This is a genomic window from Schaalia sp. JY-X159 (genome assembly GCF_014525425.1).
GTDB lineage: Bacteria > Actinomycetota > Actinomycetes > Actinomycetales > Actinomycetaceae > Scrofimicrobium.
The window spans coordinates 389848-414520 of record NZ_JACEXI010000001.1 but is presented as its reverse complement, the minus strand read 5'-3'; the positions used below and the strand labels follow the sequence as shown (position 1 = coordinate 414520).

Annotated in this window: 18 protein-coding genes and 5 tRNA genes; 19 read left to right on the top strand and 4 right to left on the bottom strand. The window is 57.6% G+C overall.

Annotation, left to right across the window (positions count from 1 at the left end; all coding sequences use genetic code 11):
• Positions 1-63: 63 nt before the first annotated feature.
• On the bottom strand, positions 64-2070 hold the full coding sequence (locus tag IDL90_RS01840) for a S9 family peptidase (protein WP_182140755.1): 2007 nt from the start codon (positions 2068-2070) through the stop codon (positions 64-66).
• A 106-nt stretch (positions 2071-2176) separates the two neighbouring features.
• Between IDL90_RS01840 and dxs the strand changes: the two genes are divergently transcribed.
• From dxs to pflA, 3 genes are all read left to right on the top strand, one after another.
• Positions 2177-4162, top strand: a complete 1986-nt coding sequence (dxs, locus tag IDL90_RS01835; RefSeq protein ID WP_187994299.1) for a 1-deoxy-D-xylulose-5-phosphate synthase — start codon at positions 2177-2179, stop codon at positions 4160-4162.
• A gap of 125 nt (positions 4163-4287) precedes the next feature.
• A complete protein-coding gene (gene pflB, locus IDL90_RS01830; protein ID WP_187994121.1) occupies positions 4288-6549 on the top strand; it encodes a formate C-acetyltransferase in 2262 nt (753 codons plus the stop codon).
• 68 nt (positions 6550-6617) lie between these two features.
• Positions 6618-7502: a pyruvate formate-lyase-activating protein gene (gene pflA, locus IDL90_RS01825; protein ID WP_187994120.1), complete on the top strand. Its 885-nt coding sequence runs from the start codon at positions 6618-6620 to the stop codon at positions 7500-7502.
• A gap of 9 nt (positions 7503-7511) precedes the next feature.
• Here pflA and IDL90_RS01820 read toward each other — a convergent pair whose 3' ends face one another.
• Both IDL90_RS01820 and IDL90_RS01815 read right to left on the bottom strand, forming a co-directional pair.
• Positions 7512-8825 carry an HRDC domain-containing protein gene (locus tag IDL90_RS01820; RefSeq protein ID WP_262508946.1) on the bottom strand — a complete coding sequence of 438 codons (1314 nt, stop codon included), beginning with the start codon at positions 8823-8825 and terminating at the stop codon, positions 7512-7514.
• A complete protein-coding gene (locus IDL90_RS01815) occupies positions 8818-9381 on the bottom strand; it encodes a DUF3000 family protein (protein ID WP_187994119.1) in 564 nt (187 codons plus the stop codon). Before IDL90_RS01815 ends, IDL90_RS01820 begins: the two co-directional genes overlap by 8 nt.
• Before the next feature lie 93 nt (positions 9382-9474).
• On the opposite strand from IDL90_RS01815, the gene IDL90_RS01810 reads away from it, so the two are divergent.
• From IDL90_RS01810 to IDL90_RS01790, 5 genes are all read left to right on the top strand, one after another.
• Positions 9475-10524: a GNAT family N-acetyltransferase gene (locus tag IDL90_RS01810; RefSeq protein WP_187994118.1), complete on the top strand. Its 1050-nt coding sequence runs from the start codon at positions 9475-9477 to the stop codon at positions 10522-10524.
• Between the two features lie 74 nt (positions 10525-10598).
• Positions 10599-10671: transfer RNA gene (locus IDL90_RS01805), tRNA-Gly, on the top strand.
• A 1-nt stretch (position 10672) separates the two neighbouring features.
• Positions 10673-10744 (top strand) — tRNA-Val (locus tag IDL90_RS01800).
• A 299-nt stretch (positions 10745-11043) separates the two neighbouring features.
• Entirely contained in the window at positions 11044-12717 is a 1674-nt protein-coding gene (locus IDL90_RS01795; RefSeq protein WP_187994117.1) for a cell wall-binding repeat-containing protein, read from the top strand.
• Positions 12701-14062, top strand: coding sequence for a hypothetical protein (locus IDL90_RS01790; protein ID WP_187994116.1), 1362 nt, complete (start codon positions 12701-12703; stop codon positions 14060-14062). The genes IDL90_RS01795 and IDL90_RS01790 overlap by 17 nt, the downstream gene beginning before the upstream one ends.
• A gap of 25 nt (positions 14063-14087) precedes the next feature.
• On the opposite strand, the gene IDL90_RS01785 is transcribed toward IDL90_RS01790, so the two are convergent.
• On the bottom strand, positions 14088-15335 hold the full coding sequence (locus IDL90_RS01785) for a carboxylate--amine ligase (protein WP_187994115.1): 1248 nt from the start codon (positions 15333-15335) through the stop codon (positions 14088-14090).
• A gap of 193 nt (positions 15336-15528) precedes the next feature.
• Between IDL90_RS01785 and IDL90_RS01780 the strand changes: the two genes are divergently transcribed.
• From IDL90_RS01780 to IDL90_RS01730, 11 genes are all read left to right on the top strand, one after another.
• A tRNA-Gly gene (locus IDL90_RS01780) sits at positions 15529-15601 on the top strand.
• 52 nt (positions 15602-15653) lie between these two features.
• A tRNA-Cys gene (locus IDL90_RS01775) sits at positions 15654-15724 on the top strand.
• Position 15725: 1 nt separating this feature from the next.
• Positions 15726-15797 (top strand) — tRNA-Val (locus IDL90_RS01770).
• 125 nt (positions 15798-15922) lie between these two features.
• Entirely contained in the window at positions 15923-16375 is a 453-nt protein-coding gene (locus tag IDL90_RS01765; protein ID WP_187994114.1) for an AraC family transcriptional regulator, read from the top strand.
• A 192-nt stretch (positions 16376-16567) separates the two neighbouring features.
• Positions 16568-18037: an amidase gene (locus IDL90_RS01760; protein ID WP_187994113.1), complete on the top strand. Its 1470-nt coding sequence runs from the start codon at positions 16568-16570 to the stop codon at positions 18035-18037.
• A 79-nt stretch (positions 18038-18116) separates the two neighbouring features.
• Positions 18117-19205, top strand: coding sequence for a lipid II:glycine glycyltransferase FemX (locus tag IDL90_RS11655; protein ID WP_182140765.1), 1089 nt, complete (start codon positions 18117-18119; stop codon positions 19203-19205).
• A complete protein-coding gene (gene thrS, locus IDL90_RS01750) occupies positions 19202-21226 on the top strand; it encodes a threonine--tRNA ligase (RefSeq protein WP_182140766.1) in 2025 nt (674 codons plus the stop codon). Before IDL90_RS11655 ends, thrS begins: the two co-directional genes overlap by 4 nt.
• Complete coding sequence (locus tag IDL90_RS01745) at positions 21227-21805, top strand: HIT domain-containing protein (protein ID WP_182140767.1); 579 nt, start codon at positions 21227-21229, stop codon at positions 21803-21805. It begins immediately after the preceding gene.
• Positions 21805-22440 (top strand): phosphatidylinositol phosphate synthase, encoded by a 636-nt coding sequence (gene pgsA / locus IDL90_RS01740; RefSeq protein ID WP_182140768.1) that lies wholly within the window; start codon positions 21805-21807, stop codon positions 22438-22440. The genes IDL90_RS01745 and pgsA overlap by 1 nt, the downstream gene beginning before the upstream one ends.
• Entirely contained in the window at positions 22437-23384 is a 948-nt protein-coding gene (locus tag IDL90_RS01735) for a phosphatidylinositol mannoside acyltransferase (RefSeq protein ID WP_182140769.1), read from the top strand. The genes pgsA and IDL90_RS01735 overlap by 4 nt, the downstream gene beginning before the upstream one ends.
• Complete coding sequence (locus IDL90_RS01730; RefSeq protein WP_182140770.1) at positions 23381-24553, top strand: glycosyltransferase family 4 protein; 1173 nt, start codon at positions 23381-23383, stop codon at positions 24551-24553. The genes IDL90_RS01735 and IDL90_RS01730 overlap by 4 nt, the downstream gene beginning before the upstream one ends.
• The last annotated feature ends 120 nt before the right edge of the window (positions 24554-24673 follow it).

The window sequence follows — 24673 nt, the reverse complement described above, 5'->3', positions numbered from 1 at the left end:
GGGGTCGAACTTCAAAGGTTCGACCCCCACTTGTTGGGTTCTAGCCCTGCTCCGTAGCGGATACTAGTCTGAAATCGGGACCTCGACCTCGGATGTTGTCCCGAAGCCCCATACTTCGCCGTAGAAGGCAAGCTCTGTGTCCCAGGCCAGTTTTATCGAACGGTCGTGCAGAATCCTGTGTCCCTCTTCTGGGAACACCTCCAAAGCAACGGGCTTGCCCATGGAGCGAAGTTCTTCCGCGGCCTTGCGGACAGTCCCGACGGGAGTAAGAGGGTCCTTGCCACCGTGCATGAACAGCACCGGAGCAGAGATCTCCTCAAGGTGTTCCAACGGGTTAACACGGGACCAGGCCGGATCGTCAAGTTCGTACGAACCCACCAGTCGACCCGGGTAGTTCCTTTCAAACTTGTGCGCATTACGCGCAAGATCGCGAAGGTCACCCGCACCCGCGAAGACAACGCCTGCGGAGAACAGATCCGACTTCTCCAGGGCACTGAGGACAGTGACGGACCCAAATGACTCCCCGCGGATTCCCACCCGCTGAGGGTCCACAAGGCCCTCATTGATGAGATGACGGACCCCATCAAGGCAGTCAGTCACGTCCACTTCGCCCCAGTGACCGGAGAGAGCTTGGCGATAGTCACGCCCAAAACCTGTTGCACCGCGTGGGTTTGGCTTCAGCACCGCGAAGCCGCGGCTGGTCCAGAACTGCGCTGAAAAGTCCATTCCCGGATGTGCTGCCATCGTCGGCATTGGGTTAACCGAGACGAGCAGTGGGGGACGCTCCCCATCTGGAGCCTCAAAGTCCTCACTACGTGGGAGGTAGAGAAGGCCATGCCCGGCGGTGCCGTCCTGATTCTTCCAAATGATATTTGCGGCTTGAGAAATGTAGCCGGGTGCAACCTCCATCTCCGAGGAGGGTCTGACTAAGACGGGCTCACGATCGCGGACCTCAACGATTGAATCTGGCTCAATCGCAGAATCGCCCAGGAAGACAACACGGCCAGCATCTGCAGCAACATTGCCGACGGGCCACCATCCTAAAGGCCATTCTTCAAGCAATCCGTTATCAAGCTGGATCGTCCCCAGGTGTTTTTCCCCGTCCTTGGACCACGTGCAAACCAGGTGGTTGTGATCAAGGTTGTCGTAGGTGTGAGAACCAAGTTGCCAGTGAGGCTGCGAGAATGCCTGGTCAGAGGGGTGGAGGGCGCGCGTCCTCAAACGGGTCTCCCACGCATCCGTTGGTTCACCAACTCGGCTCTCAAAACCTTCGGTGCGGTAAAAGTTCGCCCACCCCGTAGAGTCGTCTGCGTGGATGAGGTCTCCATCCAAGGTCCAACGCGGCTCATAGACACAGACATCCTTATGATCGACGAGAACGACATCGGAAAGATAGTCACCAGTCGGGCTCAGTGCACCCACATGAAGCTGTGATTGGGTCCACGGCATTTCCGGGTGGTTCCAAGTGATCCACACGAGCTTTTCACCATCATGGGAAAGTCCGGGAGCCGCGACAAAATCTGTTCCACTGAAGATGGTGCGAATCAGTTCGGGTTGTCGAGCTGCCGAGCCATCGAGCGGGATGGAAACAAGGGAGAGTTCAGGCTCCTGCCCCTGCTCCAAACCTCGCCGGTCTTCCCTAACCGCATAAACCAGTCCCCGTGCGAGGTCGATCTCAAAATCGCCGTAGGCGCACTTGGAAAGTGGCGTCAGGGGCACAAGCGCACGTTTGCGATCGCTGACTCGGAACGCATAGACACGATTATCATTGCCATCCGAAATAACCAGCTCGCCGTCACGTACCGCATACCCACGGCCTCCGCGTCCATTCACTGACGTGGCCACCGTGACAAGGCGTGCTCCTTCCAGCAGCGGAAGCACTTCCATTGTTTGTCCGAGGGCGTCCCGGCGCAACAGTACGGATCTACCCTCCCGTTGTGGGTTGTCCTCAACCCAATAGATGTCCGGACCGTCCACCCTTAGCTGGGTGATGTTCACGGTTCGTTCAGTGAAGGACTCCGGTGTAATCGGGGAATCCCATGTTCCGTAGCCGGCGGTTTCCTTAGACATGCGTCCTCGTCTTCATGATCGGCGTCGATAGGTTGCCCAGATGTACTGGACCTTGTGTTGCATTCTACTCGTGACTCCGCTTCGGTAGACTGCGTGAATGATCCAGATGACTCCGAATGGTGACCGCGACGAGTTACGGCGGTACCCGCTGCTGTCGCGCATTAGCTCTCCCGGTGATCTTTCCACGCTCACTTCAGCCGAGTTGGTTGGACTTGCACAGGAAATCCGTGCCTATCTGATTGCCTCTGTGGCCAAAACCGGAGGACATCTGGGACCAAACTTAGGAATCGTAGAGGTCGCGCTAGCTGTTCACCGCATCTTCGAATCCCCTCGGGACACAATCATCTGGGACACCGGCCATCAGGCTTACGTGCACAAGATGCTGACTGGGCGTAAGGACTTTTCAAACTTGCGGCGCGAAGGAGGTCTGTCAGGCTATCCGAGCCGGGCGGAATCCGTGCATGATGTCGTTGAAAACTCCCATGCCACGACAGCCCTGTCGTGGGCCAACGGGGTCGCCCTTGAGAAGAAACGTATGCACATACCCGGTGCGACGGTTGCCGTCATCGGTGACGGTGCTCTGACCGGTGGGATGGCATGGGAGGCCGTCAATAACATCGCCCAGGGCCCCAAGTGTCCCATCGTGATCGTCATCAACGACAATGGGCGTTCCTACGCGCCGACAGTGGGTGGCTTGGCGCAGATCCTCGATGCTCTGCGCACGTCGGAGGGATACGAGGAGACACTAAAGCGTGGCAAATCAACCCTCCTCGGACTCGGCAGGGTGGGGCACCACGCGTATGACGCCCTCCACGGACTCAAAGCGGGACTGAAGGATATACTTGCACCCCAAAGTGTCTTCCAGGACTCGGGTATCAAGTACATCGGACCGGTTGATGGCCACGACGAGGTCGCTATGGAGTTGGCCCTGGAACGAGCAAAGTCTTTCGGTGAACCTGTCATCGTTCATGCGATCACAGAGAAGGGGCGTGGCTATACCCCTGCGGAAGAGGACATCGCTGACCGTTTTCACGCGGTCGGTGAGATTCACCCGGAGACAGGATTACCTGTTGCCCCAGCCCGGTTTGGCTGGACCAAAGTCTTTGCTGAGCACCTGCTAAGCCTTGCGGAAAGGGACCCGAAGATCGTGGGAGTGACCGCCGCGATGATGGCGCCAGTGGGTTTGCAGCCACTGGCCACCAGGTTCCCCAACAGAGTCATTGACGTTGGAATCGCGGAGCAGCACGGTTTCACCGCGGCAGCCGGCATGGCATTTAAGGGCGCCCACCCGGTGGTTTGTGTTTACGCCACATTCATGAACAGAGCTTTTGACCAGCTGCTCATGGACGTGTCGCTCCACAGCGAGCCTGTCACGATTGTCTTGGACCGGGCTGGAGTCACCGGAGATGATGGGGCATCGCACAACGGCATGTGGGACCTCTCCCTCGCGGCAATGGTGCCTAACCTCAAGGTCGCTGCACCCCGGGATGCCAGCACCCTTCGCGAAGAACTTTCGGAGGCCGTTCAAACGCAGTCCGGGCCAACTCTAGTGAGATTCCCCAAAGGCGAGCCGCCCGGGGATATCACCGCGTTGAGGAGTTTCGATGGGAGTGATGTCGTCTTTGAGCGCTCCGCCCTCGACATCCCGGAGTCGCAGACTGAGCCGTCCGTCCTGATCATTTCGGTCGGTTCCATGGTCCCCACAGCAATCGCAGCTGCAAAACGACTCGTCCAGCAGGGACACCCCGTAACTGTTGTTGATCCACGCTGGGTCCTACCCGTGCGTGCAAGCCTGGTCGAGGCCGCCAAGCAGTTCGACGTTGTGGTTTCGGTTGAGGACGGGCTCGAGGTCGGGGGAGTCGGAAGTGAGCTGGGTCGGCTCTGTGCCACATCCGGAGCACCCCCTGTGCAGATTCTGGGGATCCCAAGAGCGTTCCTCGAGCACAAAACGCGAGCTGCCATCATGAAAGAAGTCGGCCTGGATGAGGCCGGAATCGTTCGCGCGGCAAAGCGGGGTGCGCAGCGCGTCACAGTGACCAAGAACTCCGAGCAGAAACTGGGTGTCAGAGCCGACAGTTCCCGCGGAATATAGCGTAATTCTCCACCTCTGTGATGCTTTGCATGGGGGGCTTCAAGGACTTTCGAGGCAGACCGACCTAAGCTTGGGGTCATGGCGGGAGACCCTCGCCGAGTGTCAAAATCCAGGAGCAAAGCAGCATGGTAACGACCATCGAATCCACCTCAACCGCTACCCAGGAAGCCTGGCGGGGGTTCACGCCGGGTTTGTGGCAGGACTTTATCGACGTGCGCGGCTTCGTCCAGCTTAACTACACGCCGTTTGAAGGGGATGCTTCGTTCCTTGCCGGACCGACACAGCGTACCGAACGTGTGTGGGAGACGCTGTCGGGCATGTTCCCTGAGGAGCGTGAAAAGGGCGTCTACGATATCGACACGAAGACTCCCGGTCGTATTGACGGACATGCCGCGGGATACATCAGCGATGATGACAACGTGGTCGTCGGCCTGCAGACTGACGCCCCCCTCAAGCGCGCAATGATCCCCAATGGCGGCTGGCGCATGGTTGAGAAGTCGCTGCAAACGTACGGCTACGAAGTTGACCCATTCGTGAAGGAAATCTTCACCCACTACCGCAAGACTCACAATGCGGGTGTCTTTGATGTTTACCCTGACTCGGTGCGTAAGGCACGCTCATCGCACATCGTCACGGGTCTGCCTGACGCTTACGGCCGAGGCCGGATCATAGGTGATTACCGCCGCGTCGCACTCTACGGTGTTGACCGTCTGATCCAGGGCAAGAAGGTTGACAAGGCTGACCTGAATGCACGCTTCTCAGAAGAGGGCATCATTCAGCAACGTGAAGAGATTGCGGAGCAGATTCGCGCCCTTGAAGAGCTCAAGCGAATGGCTCAGTCCTACGGTTTTGACATCTCCGGTCCTGCGAAGAACGCCAAAGAAGCAGTGCAGTGGCTCTACTTCGCCTACCTGGGTGCAGTCAAAGAGCAGAATGGTGCGGCAATGTCGCTGGGCCGCACCTCTACTTTCCTGGACGCCTACTTTGAGCGTGACCTCGCTGAGGGCACGTTGACTGAAACCGAGGCGCAAGAAATCATTGACGACTTCGTCATCAAGCTGCGCATCGTGCGTTTCCTCCGTACCCCCGAGTACGACGCTCTCTTCTCCGGAGACCCCACTTGGGTCACAGAGACGATCGGTGGCACCGGCGACGACGGACGCACACTGGTCACCAAGAACTCGTTCCGCATGCTGCAGACCCTCAACAACTTGGGTCCGGCACCGGAGCCAAACCTCACGGTTCTCTGGTCAGAGAAGCTCCCCGAAGGCTTCAAAGAGTTCTGCGCGAAGACCTCAATCGAGACTTCCGCAATCCAATACGAATCGGACGCTCTGGTGCGTGAGTCGTGGGGCGATGACGCCGGGATTGCCTGCTGTGTTTCTGCCATGGAGATCGGCAAGCAGATGCAGTTCTTTGGCGCGCGCGTCAACTTGGCGAAGGCCCTCCTCTACGCCATCAACGGTGGCAAGGATGAGATCACGGGTATGCAGGTCGCGCCGCCCTCGGACGCTGTTTCCGGGGACGTGCTGGTGTACGAGGACGTCCTGGAGAAGTTTGACGGACTCATGAACTGGCTTGCCCGCACCTACGTGGACGCCCTCAACTGCATCCACTACATGCATGACAAGTACGCTTACGAGCGTATCGAGATGGCGCTGCACGACACGGAGATCCTTCGCACCATGGCATGCGGCATCGCCGGCCTCTCTGTGGCTGCCGACTCACTGTCCGCCATCAAGTACGCCAAGGTTTCACCGGTACGCGATGACAACGGCATCGTTGTTGACTACGTTATTGAGGGTGACTACCCCCATTTCGGCAACGATGATGACCGGGTCGATGAGATTGCCGTTCACCTGGTTGAGTCGTTCATGAACAAGATTCGTCAGTTCCCAACCTACCGGGGAGCAACACACACCCAGTCGGTCCTGACCATTACGTCGAATGTTGTTTACGGCAAGAACACGGGCAACACTCCTGATGGCCGCCGCGCTGGCGAACCGTTTGCTCCAGGTGCAAACCCAATGAATGGCCGTGATACCCACGGCATGTTGGCTTCAGCGCTTTCCGTCGCAAAACTTCCCTACGATGCGTCCCAGGATGGCATTTCGCTTACCAACACGGTCGTTCCAGCAGGATTGGGCCGCACTGAGGGCGAACAGGTGCAAAACCTGGTGGGTCTGCTGGACTCCTACATGGGCGAGGGCGGCTACCACATGAATGTCAACGTGCTCAACCGTGACACTTTGGAAGATGCCACGGAACACCCGGAGAACTACCCGCAGCTAACCGTGCGTGTCTCGGGCTATGCGGTCAACTTTGTTCGCCTCACACGTGAACAACAGCTGGACATCATCAGTCGAACATTCCACGATCACATGTGATGTGACTTCTTGGGCCCGGCATGACCTGTCGGGCCCAAGCTTTCTCCACTTTCCGAAAGGCTTGAGAAATGTCTGCCGTGCAGCGTCCGTCTGATGGTGTGTCTGGAGAGTACGCACCCGCGCCCGCTGACCACCCGTTCTTACGCCGCTCCGGGGGTGGGCTGGACGGCCTCGACCCACTAGGTGATGTGGAACGCCGTGAGCAAGCGGCGATGATCCATGCCGGTCAACTGCTGTCTGTTCACTCCTGGGAGTTGGTTACCGCGGTAGATGGTCCGGGAACAAGGATGACTACGTTCCTGTCAGGTTGTCCGCTTTCATGCCTGTACTGCCACAATCCGGACACTATGGACATGCGCCGGGGGACACTGGTTCCAACTGACGAGTTGTGCCAGCGTATCTACAGGTATCGGCGGATATTTGCCCGCACAGGAGGCGGCATCACGATCTCTGGTGGGGAACCTCTTATGCAACCTCGCGGGGTCTCTGAGATCCTCCAGTTTGCCCGCGACAACGACATCCATACAGCCATCGACACTTCGGGTTTCCTTGGAGTGCGTTGCAGCGATGCGATGATGCGAAACCTCAACCTGGTCTTACTCGATATCAAGTCGGGTGTCCCTGAGGTCTACAAGAGGACAACGAATCAGGAACTTGGGCCAACCCTGGAGTTTGCACAGCGCCTCGGTGTTGCACAGGTGCCGGTGTGGGTGCGGTTCGTCCTCGTTCCCGGACTTACCGATGACCGTGACAACATCGAGAGAGTCGCGGAAATCGCGTCATCGATTCCCTCACTTGAGCGCGTTGAGGTACTCCCGTTCCACCAGATGGGGCGCGACAAGTGGGAGGCTCTGGGGTTTGACTACAAGCTGGAAGAGACAAAACCTCCCACGGCTGAGGCGACCGAGCAGGCTCGGGATATTTTCAGGCGACGAGGGATAGCCACATACTGACACGTGCTGCTAACGCAGGGACGCGATAGTGTCTGCGGTAATTGCTCGGGAAAGATTATCTATCTGCCACGCGCGTGCGCCTGCACTCTGAAGTGCCACATCCAAATCACCGGAAAGCGGTCTCCATGCCACCTCTCTTTGGACGCGTGGTTCGAGGACGACTTCCGGCTGGATTCCCAGTGGAGCAGCCGCACGACTAGCAAGTGCACGCATGGTCTGCAGTCTTTCCCACGCAACAGGATCCAGTCTCTTCCACATGGACGCTGCAGGTACATGTTTCGGGTCATGGGGTGTCTTCGCATCGGGTAGCGCGCCCTCAGGAAGTGCGTGGGCCCGTGCCACGGCGCTCCACCATGTATCGGTGTGCTTGCGCGCCCTCGTCCGGCGGAATTCTGGGATTGATGTCAGCGCGCCTTTGGAACGTGGATCAGCGAGCGCTGCTGCAACAATCCCGTTGGTTGCCAGAAGGCGACCGGGCGCGACATCGAGCTCCCGCCCAAGCTCTTCGCGCACGGTCCACAGTTCGCGCGCGACAGCCAAGCCAAGTGGTGTGCGGACTTTCCCAAGTCCCCTCAGGTCTCGCCACGATGGATCCCGCGGTATCAGCGGATGGGTCAACTCGTGGACAAATTCCTGCTCGGCCCACTCCATCCGGCCCGCGTCATCGAGTCGCAAGGTCATTTGTGAGCGAAGTTCAGGTAACAGTTCCACATCGAGAGCCGCATAGCGTAGCCAATCTATGGGAAGAGGGCGAAGCGACCAGTCTTCATTCTGGTGACTCTTCTCCAAGGTGATACCGAGGACGTGCTCGGTCACCGAACCTAAGGAGAAACGTTCGAAACCGAGCAGGCGTGCTGCGATCTCCGTGTCGAAGATAGACGTTGGAACAAGACCCAGCATCTGCATGCACGCCAGGTCTTGATCTGCCGCGTGGAGAATCCATGGGCCGGTCATCGTTGGCGCCAACGAGGAGAGATCAGGCAACGCGCGAGAATCAATCAGGAAAGATCCGACCTCGTCTTTACGCACCTGGACCAGGTATGCCCCACCTCCGTAGCGGTAGCCCTGTGCACGTTCTGTGTCGACGGCAACCGGCTGATTGTCTCTGCCAAGGCGATGCGCAGCATTTTCAAGAGCCGCGGCTGAGTCAATCAGGTCAGGAATGCCTTCGACCGGCGAGCGAAGAAGTCGAAGCTCAGGGTCAGCAGCTGTGGAAGGAGTATTTTCCTTAGACTCGACTGTGAGAGGTACCCCCTGCAGTCGTGGCCCCCTCACGGGTGACGTTGGGTTGATGGGTTCGCGAAAGAGTGGTGCTTCAGCCAATGCGGTGTCCTAAGCGGGTAACTCCGTGTGGGAGCACCCCTGAGTTTGAGCGCAGTGCTTCAGCCCAACCGGACAGGTCTGCGCTTAGGTCATTTGATGTCGGTGTCCATGAGCAGCGCAGGTCTGCATTCAAGGTTGAGCCTTGAAGCTCAAGGCCGCCAAAGGTTTGAGAGATTTCTCTTGTGACTGTTCCTACGCAAGCAAGAGGCGTGGAGCCAGCATCAGCTAGGGATTGAAGCAGCGTCGCCCAGATTACTTCGCCAAGGAGCGGGTCTGTACTCTGATCGTCATCAACACTCATCCTTGCCTGCCCTACAAGGCGGATCGGTCCGCCCCAAATCTCCTCTTGTTGAGGATCACAAAGGATGACAAGGGTTGCCTTCGCAACTGGCTGCTCGCCATTTCTCTCTTGCGTCTCAATCTCAACTGCAGCAGACCATGTTGCGAGCCTCGTGGGGGCTGGAACTTCATGAACAATCAGACTCGGGTCAATCCAGGCATCACGTAGGCTGCCAAGTGCAGAAATGAAGTCCTGCGGGGGAGCAGATCGAGTCACGAGGATAACTCTACGTAGCGTGGTCGAAAATGTACGGAACCACGCCGTATTGAGTATGGTCAACTGCGGTAGCGTTGTAGTAGAGGAGGACAAATGACATTTTCACAGGTTGCTATCAGTCCAATTGCGGCCCAAGAAATGAGGACGCGCGCAGTCGATGCGGGTGTCAACGTACCAATCGAACAGACTTGGGTGTGGGCAGAATTCGAAGAGACATTTCCTGATCGGCACCTGGTTGGCTTCTTTTCAGTCGAGGTTGATGGGACTCCTGCTGCAATCTTCAGTTTGACCCGATACCGCTACCACGGCTTTGACTTCCTCTGGTGCAAGCACGGTCCCGTCTGGTTGGTAGAGCAGTCGGAAGAGCTTGAGAACGCGACTGTAAAGGCGATGGTCAAGTGGATCAAGAAGTCAGCGCGAGGAACCGCCTTCTTGAGACTTCACCTCCGTTTTCCGGGTCCTGATGCACATGGCCCGATGCAGATAACCACTTATGATCGCACCGTCTTTGTGGACTTGAAGGACAATGCAGATGATTTGATGTTGGGCTTCAAGAAGCGAGCCAGGACAAAGGTTCGCGGCGCAATAAAGAAGACTCCTGTCGACTGCGCTGATGAGACGGAGCTGGCGCTCGAAGACTTTACGGAGTACTACGAGATTATGGCGGAGACTGCGGCGAGGCAGGGATTCACGCCTTGGTCCAAGTCCGTCTACCAGAACATGCTGCGCACGCTCAAGCGCGACCATGGGCGGCTGTACGCGGGTCGCGTGGACGGGAGGGTCGTGGGGTTCGCAATCTTCACCCTGTCGGGCACCGAGGCCGTCTACTACTATGCCGCCGCCAACGCTGAGGGTCGCGAACACGAGGCTTCCATCCAGGTGCTCTATGCGGCACTCGTCGATCTCGGGGCGGAAGGTTACAAGACAATGGACCTGATGGGCGTGGGTTCCGACCTCGCCCCCTCACTGAATGCTCTGACCGCATTCAAATCCGGCTTCGCACAGGAAATCAGCGAAGTAGCTCCGGCCTATGACATCCCAGTGAACCGAACCGCCTACCGGACGCTTGAAGTATTGAAAGATGGAAAGACCAAGCTCAACACGCTGAAAAGTAGGATTTCCCAACGTGAAAAAGCTGACTAAGTGCCAGTTTGGATGGCGCGTCCAGCGCTGATAGAGTTACATCTGCTCCTACGGCATAACGTCGGAAAAGCATTGCGGACATAGCTCAGCTGGTAGAGCATCACCTTGCCAAGGTGAGGGTCGCGGGTTCGAATCCCGTTGTCCGCTCGGGCCGTTGGCGCAGCGGTAGCGCGCTTCCCTGACACGGAAGAGGTCACTGGTTCGATCCCAGTACGGCCCACTCAGAAATGGTGGTACACGCAAGCGGGGAGTCATAGCGACTCCCCGTATTTGTTTTGCAATGCCATACGCGGCGGCATCGAGCTTTCACCTATGTCAGTAACCTCGCCACATTGTAGGCTGTGGTGGTATTGAACACAGTTGCATAGGATGGTGATCTACGTGCGAAGCGGCCACTTCTTGCTCGCCTGCATCTTGACTGTCGCTCTTTCTTCCGGCATGTCCCCCGTACCGAGTCCTGTGGAATTGCAGCCAGAAGGGGAAACTCCTACGAGTGGCTCCGGAACGGGGGAGTTACCCGTGGTAGGCCCCGACGATAACCCATTAGAGAGCAGGGAAGAAGCAGAGACTCTAACGGATCCTGATGCCACCATGGTTGACACCGACCAAAGCATGTCCGGAGACTTGGAGCACCTAAGTTACGGTCCAGAAGAAGGTGTTCAACCTACCGAAGCCGAAGATGCTATGACCGCACAGGTCCTTCCTCAGGGCTCATTTGCAGATGCCACGCCGCTGATTCGCGGGACACAGAGGGCGTCCGGAGGCGACAGGTATGCAACCGCAGTGGCGATCTCTAAGCGACTCTTTCCGAACGGAAAAGCTGACTCGGTATTCATTGCTTCTGGAACGTCGTACTCAGACGGATTGGCCCTGGGCGCACTTGCTGCCTACGCCGGGGGACCGCTGTTGCTCACATCGGCCCAGTCACTACCAACAGTCGTTCACGATGAAATACAGCGGCTCACCCCAAAGACCATCTATATCGGCGGAGGAACGGGTGCAGTAAGCGCCAGTGTTGAGCGGCAGCTCTCGCTTCTTTCCACCGAGATTGTCAGGCTTGCTGGGACGGACAGATATGGCACCGCACGCGCAATCGCAGGGGAGTTCCCAGCCGGATCACCGGTTGCGATATCTACGGGTACAGATTTCCCGGATGCGCTCGTCGCCGCAAGCGCAACCCCAAAGCTGGGGGGTGGCCCAGTTCTTCTGACTCGTGGATTCAAGTACAGCCCTGACCTAGGTGATGCCTTGGCCGAATCATTGCCGACTTCCGTCCTCATCGTAGGGGGAACCTGGTCTAAGTCGGATCTGAGCTCTATAACCCAAAAAAGTGGTGTAACTCCTACTTTGGTATCTGGAAAGGACCGCTACGCGACCTCGGCTGCGGTAGCCAAGCAGATTTGGGGCGGCCCTACCCCAACAGTCATCTACGCGACAGGAGCGACGTACGCGGATGCCATGGCGGGGGTACCTGCTTCTACTGCGTACTCTGCTCCGATACTGCTGAGCAAGCAGGATTGTCGCACGAAGGAGGTTGCCGAAATGGGGGCTGTGCAATCCAGAGTGCTGAATCTTGGAGGTACCGCCGTCCTTACCGCCAACGCATACAGTCTCACCTGCCCGGTACTTCCGAGTGTTGTTTCTCAATCTGGTGGATTTTACCGATTTAACATGACACATCAGGCCCAGCAAAATGGCTACTACTGTGGACCCGCTACCGCCCAGATGATCCTGTCTCGTCTGGGCTACACTACGAGCCGCACAGGTCTTGCCCTCTCACAGAAGAATCTCGCCAGGGATGAGTTTCTCCGCACTGACTACAATCGGCGCACGCTCTATGCAGACGCTCAAATGTCCGTGGGGATCAATGCCTGGACAGGCAGTAGTCATTATGGTCGTCAGCCGACGCCAACTACAGCGCAGTTCCGCAATGCGGTGTCCAGCAGCTTCACTTCCACTGGTCGCCCCGTGATCGTAGATACGCAAGAATACTCGGGTGGCGCCCACTACAATGGCCACCCTGCCTACTCCACTTTCAGTCACCTGATGCCAGTGGAGGGCTATAACGCTAGTGCCGGAACGATAATCATGCTCGACTCGGCCTCTCACTTCTACGGCCCGTCGCAGGCTTCATTCGTGCATGATCTCGCGGGATTTACCAAGTACCTTCAGCGCTATGGCATCTACTACTAGACACTCGGCGTCGTGCGGCCTAGCTATTGTCCTCGTTGGTGCGGCAACAGCTCTTTCCGGCTGTACATCCTCCTATACTCGACCCGAGGCTCCGTTGACAGCCAGCATTGAGTCCCAAGTCCAATCCAGCGCAGAGAGCGCCGGGCCGGAATGGGCGGTGGTTCAGCTTGGCGGACTTCCCTTCGAGCTAGGCGCACGTGTTGGTGCATTTGATGGCGCACAGGTTGTGGAGCCGACCTCGATCGAAATCGGAGCCGTTGAGCTGGATGTCATCGGTAGAACCCAAGCTCCCAGTTCTGGGATGCCAGGGCCGTCTGTGCGGACGCTCCTGAGCGATGGGACAGCATTTGGCGCGCAGCTGCAACCACCTGAACTGGACACTGTTGAGGAACTGAGTGATATTCCTTCCGTCCTGGGCATTATCAATGGCGAGGGCGTCTTCGAAGAGGACCCAACCCTTACTGAGGACATGGCAGAGCTGGCGGGTTCAAATGAGGATGGGTTGTACTTCGAGCCACAGGATGCATCATCCAATGGCACTTGGGTGGTCTGGAGGGAGGGTTCGGCCGGGATGGCCGATGCTCTTCCGACCCTCAATACTGATGATTGGAGAGTGGTCGGCTGGGATAGGGAGACAGGAAGAACCACCGAACTAGCATCTGGTTTCCTGCTTCACGGAGATCGTTTTGCGCCACGGGGAAGCTGGTCGATTGCTCCGTCCACGGACGGTAGTACCACCTACTTCGAGGCGGTAGTTCCGAGCAGTATGGCGGATAGCCTACCTGGCACGCCTGCTCCCATTACCAGCGACGGCGGTAACGTGTGGACTCAGGTGATTGCGAGGGTCGCGAATACCAACCCCGGCGAAGTCACTTTGGTGGCTAACGGCACGAGTCCTGTTGTTACCGGGACTGGACCACTGTGGATCGACAATCAAAGGACACTCGTTGGTGAGGCCGCGCCGGTTCTCGAAGTCTCAACACCAGGGTGGGGGATTGGCGCAATCTCGACCGATGGAGATCAAGTTGCTGTCACGGCAACAAATGAGAACGGGGAGGGCGCTTGGATTCTAGTCTGGAGCATGCGTGAACAGCGTCTAGTAGCCGCAGTTAATGCCCTTTCAGCCTGGGCGCAGACATCGATAAGTGGCGACGTCCTCGTGTGGGGTAACGGGACTTACGGTGGTGACGGTTCCATGTTCATGTGGGACGCCGAAGGGCTCGGTATCAGCAACATTGGAGACGCCCCAGGAATATCAATTCCGTATGTCAACGGGAGGATTCTGGCAATCCCGTCCCTGGATGACTCAGGTGCAGTGATCTGGTCCTTTGCCAAAGTGCCCTAAGTTCGGAGCGCGCAAATCCCCGCTCCTAGACACCTGTCTCGAAATAGCGGTGGAACTTTTGGAAATAGTTGTAGGTCTGCCCCAGTGCGATTGCCTTCCTCTTCAGGTTCTTCTCAACCGGGCGGCGCAACGGGTTGACGACTCGGTGCTCCCGCACCAGGAAACGCACCTTCTGGAGCAGGATGGGATCGGTGGTGTACTTCTTGATAAGGGAGACCGGAACCAGAGTGTAAAGGGCCGGACTAACGGCATCTACACGAGGTTGGGCGCGCTTGTCGATGAGGTCGTTTGCCATGATTTCCATTGGGTTCGCTCCCGCGGCCACGACGTAGTAGGAGTTGCGTCCAATGCGGGGGTTGACCTCTAGGAAGTACGGCTTGTCATCTCGCGGGTCGACTTTGATATCAAAGTTGGCGAAGCCCGTGTACTGGCCAGCTTTCAGAATCCTCTCGGCAGACTCCCAAAGCTCAGGAAGAGCCTCCGTAATCATTGCCACGGGGTTCCCAATCATGGTTGGAGACGGATCCTGCAATAATACCTGGGCTGAGCTACGCAGCTTCACTTCGCCGGACGAGTCCACGTAGAACGTCAGTGAGCGCATCTGATCATCGCCACCTGGGATGAGCTGCTGGACCAGGAACTTGTCACGAAAACCCGCTTCGCGCAGGCGACTCCACAGCTCGTTGAGCTCGGTGGCAGTCGATATGAACCAGATCTTCCTTTTTCCTGGAAAGGAGACCTTCTCATAAGCGCTGCCTGAAGACGCTTTGGCGACCACTGGGAACGGGATGTCGATGAGAGGTGCTTCCCAATCATCGTCCGCGCCGGCGCAGTTCACGACGATGGTTTGGGGTGTGGCAACCCCAAGGTCTGTGCATACTTCGGCGAAGGAATCCTTGTCACAGAGCTTGGCAATTGTAGCGTCCGTTGGTGACGGTATCAGGTAGTGCTCTTCAAGTACATGACGATGGCGTGCGAAAAATCCGATAGCTCCGTCAGAGTTTGCCAGCAAAATCAGGTGTTTGTCCCCGTTTGCTTCAGCCACCTCAGTGAGGGATGCGAGCCTCTGCTCATCGCTTGCACCCGGTTCAATGTGCTGAATGTCAAAGAACACCGACTCTTTAATAAGTGCGACAGGCTCGTTGGCAACGCACAGGCACCTGACGCCAAAGGCTTCATAGCACTCAAGCCCAAGGGCGTAGGCTCCTGCATCTCCACCAAACACAACAGGGAGAATGGGTTTGGTAGGAGTCGAGTGCCAGTTGCTTACCATTTTCAGCCTGCCTAATCTTCGCGTGCATGCAGCGACAAGCAGAAGTCCCATTTGCCGCCAGCCCTAGGATAGCTTTCAATTCTAGCTGCGCAGCCTCCTTCACCAATGTCGTCTACCTCCCTCGACTTGCTAGAGTGTCAAAGCCGCGGGTAGAGTTTTGCCTCGTGATTGGCGCCCGCCTCGGGTGCCAAACGCGGATGTAGCTCAGTTGGTAGAGCATCACCTTGCCAAGGTGAGGGTCGCGGGTCCGAATCCCGTCATCCGCTCTCTCACGGTTTCTCCGTATGGTGGTATGTCGGGTAAATTGATGAGTGTTATGGTGGGTTGACCGAGAGGATAGGTAGCGGCCTGCAAAGCCGTCAACACGGGTTCGAATCCCGTACCCACCTCGGGCCATTGGCGCAGGGGTAGCGCGCTTCCTTCACACGGAAGAGGTCACTGGTTCGATCCCAGTATGGCCCACACAGCAGGATCGGCATGATACCAACGAAAAGTCCTTACACACAGACGTGAAAATGGCGCCAATGGGGATGTTTTGGGGATATCATTTTTCAGCCTCCAACTTCCAGCCCGTTATCCTTGAGTCTATGAGCAACTACTCTGTGAATCACTCGCTCGGCCGGATCGACGTCATCGAACTTGACGATACCCCTGCCCTGAGTCGCGACGTTGGCCTTGACATCTCGGCGATTCAAGCTGCCTGGCCCGGTTTTGAGAACTCATTCGACTCGCTGCAGGGTCGCAAGATGATGGGACTCTTCTACGGTGAGCATGGCGTCTATCGGTTGTCGTCTGTGCGGCTCGATCGAGATTTCGATAACCCCCTTGGTCTGGACGAAACCGTCATTCCTGGCGGGAGCTACCTCCGGCTGCGTTTGCGCGGGTCTGCCCCGTCCATATACGACGATATCGCCCCAGCATTCGACGTGCTCTTCGATCGCGCAGACCACGACCCGAAGAGGCCGCACATCGAGTACTACCGCCGTGAGGGCGAGGTCGACTGCCTGGTACCGATTAGTAGAACGAGCCAAAGCGAATAGTAGGTCCCTTAAGACTTGTGGTGATGGACCCCCCGCCAGACTCACGGTGACGGCGCTAGCCCTCCAAGTTCGCGAAATGTATACGTTGGGGTGAAATGTGCTTCTGGGGTGTGTACCCGGTGTGCACATCGGTTCCCAACGCAATCACTTCGCTGAGCATCGGGGGGAGGGTGCGCGTGGGAGTATTGACACATGGTTGAACTGCATGAACTCCCGGCCCTCACCCAACGCGAACTCCTCACTCAAGGCACCATCTCTCCCGTCGAACTAACCGAGCACTACTTGGAGCGGATCGACCTACTGAACCCGAGTGTTCACGCACTTACGACAGTTACGCCTGAGCGTGCACTGGATAGGGCCCGTCAACTCGAGGACGACAGTCGTGATAGAGGTCGGCCTATCCGTCACGATTCTCCGCTGTGGGGCATGCCCTTCGCTGACAAGGACTTGAACGATAGGGGTGGGGTTACCTCTACCTATGGTTCGAGACTCACGGCCGACTATATGGCTGGGGAATCTTCACCAATCGTTGTTGATATGGATGAGGCCGGAGGGGTCTCACTGGGAAAGACCAACGTTCCTGAGTTCGGCTTCCCGGCATACGGGGAGAATCTCTTGCCCCAAGGATCGGCCCGCAACCCATGGGATCTGACGCGCGATCCCGGGGGTAGCTCCTCTGGGGCGGCGGCTGCCGTTGCGGCGCGAATGCTACCTTTTGCCCCTGGCAACGACGCCGGGGGCTCCATTCGCATTCCCGCGGCCGCATGTGGACTGGTTGGGCTCAAGCCGACCCGGGGTCGCGTGCCAGGGGAGTCTGGTATTGCCTCCCTCGCGGGGCTTGCGGTAGGGGGACCTCTTGGACGCAGCGTTGGTGATGTTGCCTTGCTGCTGGACGGGATGGTCACCGGACCAAATAGGTACGCACTGCGTGCCCCCGACGACCTCGGACTTCCGGCCTCGGGCTCTTACGTGGATAGTCTTGAAGCCCCTCTCCGCCCACTGCGAATTGGGTGGAATGTGTGGTCGCCTTGGTCGACGAACTATGAGATTGAGGTCGACTACCAAGTGAACCGGGTGTTCGAGGAAGCCCTGTTAGCGGCAGTGGAGATGGGACACACTGTCGAATACGTCGAGCCGAGTCCAGCCCCGGACTACTTCGCGAGTTTCCGTGCCGTGTGGATGGCCAGCGCTGCATCACTCCCTGTTCCAGATGAGGCGCTCGACGCGCTCGAACCCCTCACCGCATGGCTTGTCCGCACGGGAAGAACACGTCCCGCTGCCGACCTTCCCAAGGCGCTGGCAGCACTGAAACAGTTCGAATTACAGATCATTGCTGACTACCAGCCCTACGACCTGATCCTTACTCCACTACTCGCCATGACACCGCGACCAACCGGGTGGTTTGATGACTCCGATGGGGAACGTAACTTTATGCAGCAGTGCCAGTTCACCCCTTTCACCAGCTATGTGAACGTTGCCGGCCTTCCAGCCCTCTCCATGCCTGTCGGCACGGGGCAGCCAGACGGTGCTCCGGGCGGGATCACACTACCGGTGGGCGTGCAGGCGATAGGCAGGCCGGGGGATGAGTCGACGCTTCTGAAACTCGCCTTGCAACTCGAGGAGGTTGCCGACTGGTCGTCGCGTGTGCCACTTCCAATCTGAACTTAGAGGACAACCTTGCTTGGTATTCTCAGCTTGTGCTAGGCGCGACAACGCGCAATTGCCAGATGTAGGAGGAGCAGTGCTCGAAGTCCATTCCGTAAGTGCAGAGGACCTACGTCAAGTCCAGAGTGGTCTTGTCGGTCGCACACCTCTCGAGCAGGCGGAACCGTGGGAGGGTTTCGCTGCTGTGATGGGTAGTCCTCTTCGCTTTCGACTCCTAATTAGCGAGGACGGAAAACCCCTTGCATTCGTATCGCTGTACAGCCATGAACTTCGCGGCGCAAAGTTCCTCTGGGCTCGTCGTGGCCCAGTCTGGTTGAAGCAGCCGCCACCGGAACGTGAAGAATCGGCCCTCTTAGCGATCAAACGATATGTAACAGCGGAAGACCCGGAGATCGTCTTCATCCGCCTTCACTCATGGTATGTCCACCCCTTCTTGCGAACCCCGATTCGCGTCCTCGGATATGATCGAACAGCCTTGATCAATGGAGCACGAGGCAACCGTCAGGCAGCTTTGGATGCCATGCCGTCAGCGGGACGCAAACTCGTACGACGATCCCAGACGCTGTTTGGTGAAGCGGGCGGAGTGATTGCGGAGGAGACGGGGCTTACTCAAGAAGAGTTTCACGAGTACTACAAACTCTTGGAAGAGACTGCCCTGAGGGACTGCTTCACGCCTCATGAAGAGAACTACTATTGGCAGCTCCTAGTTCAGTTGGGTCCAGAGCACGCGCGGCTATTTGGTGCCCGCATCGACGGTGACCTGGTGTGCTGGGATTTGGTAATCGCCTACCGCAAGAATGTTGGGGCGTTCTTCGGGGCTTCCTCCGACAGTTCGCGGCAGACCAAGGCGACGGTGCTCTTGGACTTCGAGGTGGCGTGCATGCTGGCCGAAGAAGGCATGTGCGACCTCGATTTGATGGGTGTGCACTCACCGATGGTCCCAAGCCTCTACAGCGTGGGCCGGTACAAGCTGCAGTTTGTGCAGAACTACACGAACGTACCGGGGCTATGGGAGTTCCCACTCCGTCCCAACATTTACGGAACTCTATGTGGCGCACTCAAGGTTAGGGCCACATGGCGGTCGGTGTCTTCAAGGCTGCGGCTATTATTGGACAGGCAAGGCGGGCCCACCGCACCTGAAAGTCTGACGCTGGGGGAAAAGTGACATCATTCGTGGTGAATGTTGATGGAGAAGACCAGGAAGTTGAACCTGGGACCACAGGTCTGGACCTCTTTGGGAAACGACGTGACATCGTCGCAATGACTCTCAATGGCAAGGAGGTTGATCTCGCAGCAGAGCTGCCGAACGGGGGCGTAGTCTCCGCGATCACCATTGGCTCACCTGAAGGGCTTGCGATTCTCCGCCACAGCAGCGCCCACGTGCTTGCGCAGGCTGTCCAGGACGTCAACCCCCACGCTGACCTTGGTATTGGCCCGCCAATCACCGATGGCTTCTACTACGACTTCGGTGTTGACGAGCCTTTTACTCCAGAGGACTTGCGTGCTTTGGAAAAGTCCATGGCGCGGATCGTCAAAGAGAACCAGACCTTCCGCAGAAGGGTAGTTTCCGAGGACGAAGCGCGCGAAGAGTTAGCCGATGAGCCCTACAAGATCGAACTGATCGCCGACAAGTCGTCGGCTACTTCCGAGGACGGATCATCCGTAGAAGTGGGCGGCGACGAGCTCACCATCTATGACAACGTACGCCGCAATGGCGATGTGGCATGGAAGGACCTGTGCCGCGGCCCTCACGTGCCGTCAACGAAGTACCTGGGGAACGGCTTCGCATTGACGCGGTCGTCCGCAGCCTACTGGCGTGGAAGTGAGAAGAACGCTCAACTGCAGCGTATCTACGGCACGGCCTGGCCCACCAAGGATGAACTGAGGGCTTATCAGGAACGCATCGCAGAGGCTGAGCGACGCGATCACCGCAGACTGGGCAGCGAACTGGACCTGTTCTCCTTCCCAGATGAAATCGGGTCGGGACTACCTATCTTCCACACCAAAGGTGCAGCCGTGCGCATGGAGATGGAAGAGCACTCACGTCGCCAGCACCTAGCCGGCGGATACGACTTCGTTTCAACCCCCCACATCACAAAAGGCGAATTGTTTGAGCGTTCGGGACACCTCGCTTGGTACAAGGACGGAATGTTCCCACCCCTCCATGTCGATGAGGTCGTCGATGAGGAAACGGGGGAGGTTACCAAACCTGGTCAGGACTACTACCTGAAGCCCATGAACTGCCCCATGCACTCACTGGTTTTTGGTTCACGAGGGCGCTCATACCGCGACCTCCCTATGAGGTTGTTCGAGTTCGGTACCGTGTACCGATACGAGAAGTCCGGTGTGGTTCATGGCCTGACGCGCGCCCGCGGTTTCACGCAAGATGACGCGCACATCTACACCACTAGATCGCAGATGAAGGATGAAATCCGCGAAGTCTTAGAGTTCATCTTGCAGTTGCTGCGTGACTACGGACTGGAGGATTTCTACCTGGAGGTCTCCACCAAGGATCCCGAAAAGTACGTTGGCACTGATGAGATTTGGGATGAGGCAACGGCAACACTTCGCGAGGTTGCTGAGGAATCAGGCCTAGAACTGGTCGAAGACCCCGGCGGCGCAGCGTTCTATGGCCCGAAGATCTCAGTGCAAGCCCGCGACGCCCTCGGCCGCACCTGGCAGATGTCCACGATCCAGTTGGACTTCAACACGCCTGAGCGCCTCGACCTGGAATACACGGAGTCGGACGGATCACGGCAGAGACCCGTGATGATTCACAGGGCTCTCTTCGGCTCGATTGAGCGCTTCTTCGCGATTCTTCTTGAACACTACGCTGGCGCATTCCCACTGTGGTTGGCACCTGTTCAAGTTCGACTCATTCCCGTTGCCGACGCTTTCAATGACTACATGGATGACATTGCCAAGAAACTGCGGAAAGAGGGCGTCCGTGTGGAGGTCGATACTTCTTCCGACAGGTTTGGTAAGAAGATCCGCAACGCTTCCAAAGAGAAAATTCCAGTGGTCCTGATTGCCGGGGGCGAGGACGAAGCCGCAGATGCAGTCTCTTTCCGCCTTCGCGGCGGCGAACAGATCAACGGTGTTCCCGTTGATGACGCCGTGGCGAGGATTGTGGATCACATTCGGACGCGGCGCAACGACGACGACATTTGGCCAGTGGCACAGTAGATGTCTCAGCAGAACGGTGTTGATTCCGGAGATGGCCACGAGTTGGCGGGTGCCCCAGACGGCTTCGAACGTCTGTGGACCCCATACCGCATGGCCTACATCGAATCCGGTGACACGAGGGCGGCCTCGGCATGCCCGTTCTGTGTCGCACCATCACTAAACGATGAGGACGCACTGATTGTCCACAGGGGGCGCAACGCGTTCGTTATTCTCAATCTCTACCCCTACAACTCTGGCCACATGCTTGTTTGTCCCTACCGGCATGTAGCTGACTACACCGACCTGACGACCGATGAACGGATCGAGGTCGGTGAACTCACCGCCGAGGCAATGCGGGTGGAACGGCTTGTTGCAGCCCCCCACGGGTTCAACCTGGGGATGAACCAGGGTGCAATTGCGGGAGCAGGCATTGCCGGTCACCTGCACCAACATGTCGTGCCAAGGTGGGGTGGGGACGCCAACTTCTTCCCGATCATTGCCCAAACCAAAGCGATTCCAGAGCTACTTGGGGATGCCCGCGCCAAGCTCGCGGCAGCCTGGCCTGTAGAACGTCCGTCGAATGATGAGGAGATCGTGTAGTGCTTGGAAACCATGGCCGGTCGGTTGCGACCGTAGTCTTCACTCCGTTTGCAAAGCTGCTGGCCCGCATCGGTATCACACCGAACATGGTGACGTACGGATCCGCTGTCATCGTTGCCGGGCTTTCTTTCGGCCTTCTGGCTCGGGGCTACCTGGGATTAGGGGGGATTCTGCTGGGAGTCGTCCTGTTCGCGGATTCGGTCGACGGCGTGCTCTCCCGCCTGACTGGCACGTCCTCGAAGTACGGTGCCTTCCTTGACTCCACCATGGACAGAATCACCGATGGAATGGTTTTTGGCTCACTGCTGTGGTGGGCGATTGTGGGACTGCCAGACGGCGCCATCCGGACAACAACGATTGTCGCCGGAATCGTTTCAATGGTTGCCATTGGCGTGGTGCCTTACACGCGTGCGAGGGCGGAAAACTTCGGCGTCGTTGCCAAGGTCGGAATTGCGGAACGTACCGATCGGCTCATCATCGTCCTCGTCGGTGCGGGTTTCACAGACTTCGGGCTTCCCGAGGTTCTCTTCCCAATCGGAATGGTCTGGGTGGCGTTTGCTTCGTGTGTGACAGTCATCCAGCGGATGGTGGTCGCCCACCGCGCCCTGGCAGGCGAGGGGCTAGAACAGTCATGAACTTGGGTCGCATCTATCGTTTTGCTTGGCGCATTCTTCCACACTTACCGCGCACACTGGTTTATGGCGGGGCGGACATTGCGGCCCGAGTGGTCGCACGAGGCAATGGCGGTTCCGTACGTCAACTTCGAAGCAACTATGCTGCACTACTGGGCCAGGATGCTTCGCAGACCATGGTTCGACAAGGCGTGCAATCGTACTTCCGGAGTTTTGCTGAGCAGTTCACGCTTCCGGGATTCTCCACAGCAGAGATCAGGCAAGCATGTGTTTACCCCGGGGTTGAGACAGTTCATGACCTGATGAAGGACGGCCCCGTAGTCCTAGCCCTGACACATTCCGGCAACTGGGACATGGCGGGCGCTTGGTTCTCCCAAGGCTACGGCACGGTTCTCACGGTTGCTGAGAAGCTGGAACCACCAGAACTGTTTGATGAGTTCGTCAAGTTCCGTAACTCTCTTGGTCTCGAGATTATCGGGGTGGGTCCCGGTGAGCACGTGTTTGAGCAACTGAAGGACCAGGCGCGAGGACGTTCTGTGTTGGTGCCACTCCTTGCTGACCGGGATATCTCTGGAAGCGGAGTTGAAGTCATGCTCGGCTCTCAGGCTGCTCTCGTTGCTGCTGGACCTGCTGCGCTTGCAGAGGCCCTTGACAGGCCTTTGATCGCCGGTCATATTTCATATCGACGGTTCAAAGGCAAATGGCAGCTCTACTTCCATTTCACGGACCCCATACCTCGTCCGACTCCTGGAGCGGGACAGTCTTTAGTAGAGGCATGGACCAAGGCATGGGTAGAGGCCATTGCTCCTATCATGCAAGAACATGTTGTCGACTGGCACATGATGCAAAAGCTCTATGTCAAGGACCTGGACCCTGCCAGGCTAGAGCGAGCTAGGAAGCGTGCACTGGAGAATAGGGCTGAAGGCAACGAAAGGGAGATGCAGTGAGGATCGGTATTGTCAGTCCATACTCATTTGATGTTCCAGGTGGCGTGCAGATCCACATCCAAGACCTGGCAACGGAACTGGTGCGTCGCGGACATTTTGTGTCAGTTCTTGCTCCTTCCGAGAGCGATGACCACCCCGACTGGTTTGTGCCTGCAGGGCCTGCTGTCGCCATCAGGTTCAACGGTTCTGTTGCCCGGCTGTCATACGGTCCGCGCGCAGCAGGGAAGACCAAGAAGTGGCTGGAAGACGGCAATTTTGATGTTGTCCATATTCATGAACCGGGCACCCCATCACTTGGAATGCATGCACTAAAAAATGCCGATGTGCCCGTCGTGGCTACGTTTCACTCCGCTATGGAGCGCTCCACAATCCGCACTCTAACCGCCCCGCTTGTTCGCCCTCTGCTGGAGAAAATATCGGCCCGCATTGCTGTGTCGAATGAGGCGCGGCGAACACTTGTCGAACATCACGGTGGTGATGCGATCATCATTCCCAATGGAGTTGAGACGAGTTTGTTCAAGGAGGCGGCTCCCACTCCCGAATGGGAAGGATCCGTCGACGTGCCCGTCATTGTTTTCCTCGGGCGTCTTGACGAGTCGAGAAAGGGTCTTCCAGTCTTCGAAGGCGCAATTGAGCCAGTTCTCGCAGAGTTTCCACACGCCAGGTTCCTTGTTGCGGGCCGCGGGGATGCCAAGGTCTTGGACTCCGTCCTCAAACGCCACCCAGACAACGTCACACTCCTTGGGGAGATCAGTGATGAAGAGAAGGCTTCCCTCCTGAGCGGGGCGACCCTTTACATCGCACCGCAAACGGGTGGCGAGTCATTCGGTATTGTTCTGGTCGAGGCGATGGCCGCAGGTACCGCTGTTGTCGCATCGGATATCGCCGCATTTTCGGCGGTCCTTGACAATGGAAATGCCGGAGAGCTTTTCTCCAATAGAGACTCCAAGTCCCTTGCAGAAAAGACGAGGGCGCTTCTGCGCGATCCCGAACGCGTCGAGGCCCTCGCTGCAGCCGGTCTTGCGCGTTCAGCGATGTATGACTGGGGAACTGTGACCGACCAGATCATGGCCGTCTATGAGGAAGTAGTCGACTGGGGTGCCCCGCCCGTGACGGGCACTGCGTACGAAACCGTTCGATCGAAGATGGGCAAGGCAGATCCTCAGTGACATCCTGGATGTGGTGGGTCAGTGGAGGGGTGATTCTCATCGTGACGGTTGCGACCTTAGCTTGGACCTATGGTGCAAGGATTGACCGACTGCACCGGAGAATCGCGTCCGCGCGGCTCC